Raw genomic sequence first — 5,139 nt, 5'->3', positions numbered from 1 at the left:
TGCCACTCTAGTTCGCGGCCAGTGGGCCCACCGGCTGCAGGGGCCGGGCCTGGGTGCGGCCGGTCCTGGCCGGAGTCAGTCCTCGCGGCGCAGCAGCAGGCAGCCCGCCTCGGGGCCGCCGCCGATGCCGACGGCCGCGACCTCCACGTCCTTCGGGATCTGCCGCTCCCCCGCCTCGCCCCACAGCTGGGTACAGGCCTCGTGCAGGAACCCGTATCCGTGCAGCCGGCCCGCGGAGAGCTGGCCGCCGTGGGTGTTGACCGGCAGCTCGCCGTCGAGGGCGATGCGCTCCGGCTCGCTCAGGAACGCCCCCGCCTCGCCGTGCTTGCAGAAGCCCAGCGCCTCGATCCACTGCAGGCACAGGTAGCTGAACCCGTCGTAGAGCTCGGCGAAGTCGACGTCGGCCGGGGTGAGGTTCGTCTGCGACCACATGTGATCGGCAGCGTCGTGCGCCGCCATCGTGGTCAGGTCCACCCGCTGGTCCCAGGTGTGTCGCTCGTAGAGGCCCGAGCCGGCGGCCTCGATCGCGATCCGCGGCCTGCCCGACTCGCCTGCCGCGTCCCGCCGGGACAGCACGATCGCGGTGGCGCCGTCGCACGGGACATCACAGTCGTAGAGCCCGAACGGGTAGGACACCATCCGCGCGGAGAGGTAGTCGTCCATCGTCATCGGGGCGGTGTAGATCGCCTTCGGGTTGCGCGCCGCGTTACGCCTGCCGTTGAGCGGGATCTGCCCGAGCTGCTCGCGGGTGAGCCCGAACTCGTGCATGTAGCGCATCGCGTACAGCGCGATCCAGTTCGCCGGCGACGCCGCCCCGAACGGCATCCGGAACTCGGCGTGCCCGGCCGCCCGGGTGGGCCGTCCGGTCAGGGCAGCTGCGCGACCCTGCGCCTGCGCGCTGGACTCGAAGACGCTGCGGAAGCACAGCACGTGCGTGGCCCGACCGGTGGCGATGGCCGCCGCCGCGTCGAGCAGCGTGCCGGCCTGGCCCGGGGTCTCGACACCGCTGAGGTGCCAGGTGGTGCGCAGGCCCAGCGCGTCGCGTACGTCGTGCGTGGCGGCACCCACGAACCCGCCCTCGGCCGCGACCGGGCCGGGGTAGCTGGCGACCCCGTCGATGTCCGACGGGTCGAGGCCGGCGTGCGCGATCGCCTCCAACGCCGCGTCGATCGCGAGGTCGATCCCGCCGCGGCCGAGCTTGCGCCCGACCTCGGACTGGCCGACGCCGGTGATGACGGTCCTGTCGTCGACGAAGCTCACGCCCGGTCCCCCTTGCCCGCGGGCCGGAAGACCGGCACCCACACGTCCTCGTGCTGCTCGAAATCCACCTCGACCGCCATCCCGAACCGCACGGACTCCGGGTCGCAGTCAACGATCTGAGTGGTCAGCCGGGTGTCCGGCTCCTCCTCCAGCTCGACGAGGGCGACCACATACGGAATCGGGAACGCCTCGCCGAACCACGGGTGGTGGTTGAGGGTGTAGGACGCGACAGTGGCGCGGCCGGAGACCGGCTCGGGGCCGACCTCCCTGCTGCGGCAGCGGAAGCACGCCGGGGCCGGCGGGTGGAAGTACCGTCCGCAGGTTCGGCAGCGGTGGATCCGCAGCTCTGCATCGGCCCCCCCGGTCCAGAAGGCCCGGGAGTCCGCCGTCAACTCCGGCAGGGTCCGGAAGTCCGGTCGCGTCATCGGTCGCCCCTCTTCCTGTCCCGGCGACGACGCCAGGACGACAGCACGTCAGAAACCTAGCCAAATAGTCCCGCGCTCGCAATGACCGGATGCCACCTGATGTGGACCATTAGAAGGTGGACGCTATTGTCAGAATTGATGTCGTCGACCTAGACTCCGAGACATCGGCGGCGAGGTCCGGACCGCCACCCCCGACGTCAGCCACCCGCGAGGAGCCCCCATGCCCGACGCCGTCGTCGTCTCCGCGTGCCGCACCGCCATCGGCACCTTCCGCAAGGGCTCGCTGGCCGACACCAGCGCGCTCGACCTGGCCCACACGATCGTCGAGGCCTCGGTGGAACGCAGCGGCCTCGCCGCCGCCGACATCGACGACCTGGTGCTGGGCGAGGCGATGTACGGCGGCGGCGACATCGCCCGGCACGCCGCGGTCACCGCCGGCCTGGTCGAGGTCCCCGGCGTCGCACTCAACCGGCACTGCGCCTCAGGGCTGACCGCCGTCGCAACCGCGGCCGGCAGCATCCGGGCGGGGATGGACTCCGCGGTGATCGCCGGGGGCGTCGAGTCCCGGTCGACCGCCCCGGTCTCGCGCTACCGGCAACCGGGCACCCAGGACTGGATCGAGAACTGGGCGTCGCCGACACACCCGGACCGGCCCGACGCGCCGAACATGGACATGTCGATCACCGTCGGCTGGAATGCCGCGCAGATCGGCGAGGTCACCCGCGAGGAGATGGACGCCTGGGCGCTGCGCTCGCACCAGCGCGCCGTCGCCGCGATCGACGAGGGCCGGTTCACCGATGAGATCGTGCCGATGAAGGTCCGACGCGCCGACGGGTCGCACACGGTCTTCGAGATCGACGAGCACCCGCGCCGCGGGACCACGATGGAGAAGCTGGCCTCGCTCAAGCCCCTGCACCCGGAGATCGACGGGTTCAGTATCACGGCGGGCAACAGCTCGGGCATCAACGACGCCGCCGCCGCGGTGACCCTGACCTCGGACACCCTCGCGGCCGGCCGCGGACTCACCCCGCTGGCCGTCGTGCGGTCCTGGGCGTCGGTCGGGGTGGACCCCGCGCAGACGGGCCTGGCGCCGGTCCGGGTGATCCCCAAGGCGCTGCAGCGGGCGGGCCTGGCCGTCGGCGACGTCGACCTGTTCGAGATCAACGAGGCGTTCGCCTCGATGTGCGTGGCCACCACCCGGCGGCTCGGCATCGACGAGGAGATCGTCAATGTCAGCGGCAGCGGGTGCTCGCTGGGCCACCCGGTCGCCGCCACCGGCGCCCGGATGGTCGCCACGCTGGTGCACGAGCTGCGCCGCCGCGGTGGCGGGATCGCGGTCGCCGCGATGTGCGCGGGCGGCGGGATGGGCTCGGCCATGGTGTTGGAGGTGGCGGCGCCGTGACCTCCGAGGATGCTGTGAGCGACCAGCCGGTCCTCGTCGAGCGCCGCGGCCCGCTCACGGTGGTCACGCTCAACCGCCCGCACGCCGCGAACTCGCTCGACGGCCCCACCATGACCGGGATCGGGCGCGCCCTCGCCGAGGCGGAGGCGGACGACGAGGTCCGCGCCCTGGTACTCACCGGCGCCGGCGAGAAGATCTTCTGCGCGGGGATGGACCTCAAGGCGTTCGCATCGGGCGGCCTCGAGGTCGACGGCCCGGGCCTCGACGTCCTCACCGCGCGGGTGTACCCGAAGCCGGTCGTCGCCGCCGTGAACGGGACCGCCGTCGGCGGCGGCCTGGAGCTGGCCCTGGCGTGCGATCTGGTGGTGGCTTCCGAGACGGCCCGATTCGGTCTACCCGAGGTGTCGCGCGGACTGATCGCGGCCGGCGGCGGGACCCGGCTCCCTCGCCGGATCCCGCTCGCGTACGCCCTCGAGCTCGGCCTCACCGGCGAGCTCGTCGACTCCGCGCGGATCCGGGAGATGGGCCTGGTCAACCGGGTGGTACCGGCCGCCGAGGTGCTGCCCACCGCACTCGCGCTGGCCGAACGGATCGCCGCGAACGGCCCACTGGCGGTGCGGGTCACCAAGGAGCTGATGTACGGCGAGATCGGGGACCCTGACCGCGAGGCACTCGCCGCGGCGGTCAAGCCGGTGTTCGACAGCCACGACGCCGCGGAGGGTGCCCGCGCCTTTGCGGAGAGACGCACCCCGCATTGGACCGGGCGCTGAGCCACAGGGAGGACGATCATGCATCTCGGGATGCTGCTGGAGATGGCGTCCGACGGTCACGGCGACCGGGTGGCCCTCGGCCCCCGGGCGGGCGGGGTGACCTTCGCCGAGCTGGGCCTGCGCGCCCGCCGGGTCGGGGCCCTGTTCGCCGCGTCCGGGGGCGCGCAGGTCGGGCTCGTCGATCTCAACTCCGACGCCGTCCCGCTGACCCTGTTCGGTGCGGCGCTCGCCGGTAAGCCGTACGTGCCGCTCAACTACCGCCTCACCGACGCACAGCTGGGTGCCGTCGTGCGCCGGATGGCGCCGGCGACCCTGGTCGTCGGGGAAGGCGTGGCCGAGCGGATCGGCTGCGTCGAGGGCGTCGAGCTGCGCGACGTCAAGGAGATCCTCGACGTCGCCGAGGACCCCGGCGCCCCGCTGCTCGACATCCCCGCGGGCGACCCGGACGACATCGCCGTGCTGCTGTTCACCAGCGGTACCACCGGCGAGCCGAAGGCCGCGGTGCTGCGGCACCGCAACCTCACCGCCTACATTCTGTCTACTGTAGAGTTCGCGGGATCGGCCGAGGGCGACGCGTCGCTGGTCAGCGTGCCGCCATACCACATCGCCGGGGTCTCGGCGGTGCTCTCGAACGCCTACTCCGGGCGCCGGGTGCTGCGCATGGCCGCGTTCGACCCGGCGGCGTGGGTGGACCTCGCCCGCGAGGAGTCGGTCACGCACGCGATGGTCGTGCCGACGATGCTGGACCGGATCCTCGACGTCGTCGAGACGGACGGGCGGGGCCTGCCCGCGCTGCGCTCGCTGTCCTACGGCGGCGGGCCGATGCCGGTCGCGGTCATCGAGCGGGCGCTGCGCCTGCTACCGGGCGTCGGGTTCGTCAACGCCTACGGTCTCACCGAGACCTCCAGCACCGTCGCCGTCCTGGGCCCCGAGGAGCACCGTGAGGCGTTCGGCTCCGTCGATCCCGCCGTCCGGGCCCGGCTGGGCTCGGTCGGCAGGCCGCTGCCGTCGGTCGAGGTCACCGTTCGGGACGCCGAGGGCGCTCCCGTGCCGGTCGGCGAGCGCGGCGAGATCTGGGTCCGCGGCGAACAGGTGTCCGGGGAGTACCTGTCGCATACCGGGACGAACGCCGAGGGCTGGTTCACCACCCGCGACGCCGGGACCCTCGACGCGGGCGGCTACCTCTTCGTCCACGGCCGGCTCGACGACGTCATCGTCCGTGGCGGGGAGAACCTCTCCCCCGGCGAGATCGAGGCGGTTCTGCTCGAGCACCCCGCGGTCG

At 72.9% G+C, this 5,139-nt stretch carries 5 protein-coding genes; 3 read left to right on the top strand and 2 right to left on the bottom strand.

What is annotated here, in order from left to right; translation table 11 throughout:
- Positions 1 to 75 precede the first annotated feature (75 nt).
- Entirely contained in the window at positions 76 to 1,260 is a 1,185-nt protein-coding gene (locus tag I4I78_RS30325; protein WP_226380731.1) for a thiolase family protein, read from the bottom strand.
- Positions 1,257 to 1,685 (bottom strand): Zn-ribbon domain-containing OB-fold protein, encoded by a 429-nt coding sequence (locus tag I4I78_RS33165; protein WP_226380730.1) that lies wholly within the window; start codon positions 1,683 to 1,685, stop codon positions 1,257 to 1,259. Before I4I78_RS33165 ends, I4I78_RS30325 begins: the two co-directional genes overlap by 4 nt.
- Positions 1,686 to 1,905: 220 nt before the next feature.
- Here I4I78_RS33165 and I4I78_RS30320 point away from each other — a divergent pair, with 220 nt between their 5' ends.
- The 3 genes from I4I78_RS30320 to I4I78_RS30310 all read left to right on the top strand — a co-directional run.
- A complete protein-coding gene (locus tag I4I78_RS30320; protein ID WP_218614939.1) occupies positions 1,906 to 3,087 on the top strand; it encodes a thiolase family protein in 1,182 nt (393 codons plus the stop codon).
- Positions 3,084 to 3,857 carry an enoyl-CoA hydratase-related protein gene (locus I4I78_RS30315; RefSeq protein WP_308252448.1) on the top strand — a complete coding sequence of 258 codons (774 nt, stop codon included), beginning with the start codon at positions 3,084 to 3,086 and terminating at the stop codon, positions 3,855 to 3,857. The genes I4I78_RS30320 and I4I78_RS30315 overlap by 4 nt, the downstream gene beginning before the upstream one ends.
- A gap of 18 nt (positions 3,858 to 3,875) precedes the next feature.
- Positions 3,876 to 5,139 (top strand): class I adenylate-forming enzyme family protein (locus tag I4I78_RS30310; RefSeq protein WP_218614938.1); only part of this gene is annotated, 1,264 nt, incomplete at its 3' end.

The sequence above is a fragment of the Pseudonocardia sp. KRD291 genome, from assembly GCF_019263595.1.
Classification (GTDB): domain Bacteria; phylum Actinomycetota; class Actinomycetes; order Mycobacteriales; family Pseudonocardiaceae; genus Pseudonocardia.
This window is presented reverse-complemented; position numbering and strand designations above follow the sequence as displayed.

Coding starts and splice junctions, on each gene's coding strand:
- I4I78_RS33165 (WP_226380730.1), bottom strand. CDS start 1,685: ATGACGCGACCGGACTTCCGGACCCTGCCGGAGTTGACGGCGGACTCC.
- I4I78_RS30320 (WP_218614939.1), top strand. CDS start 1,906: ATGCCCGACGCCGTCGTCGTCTCCGCGTGCCGCACCGCCATCGGCACC.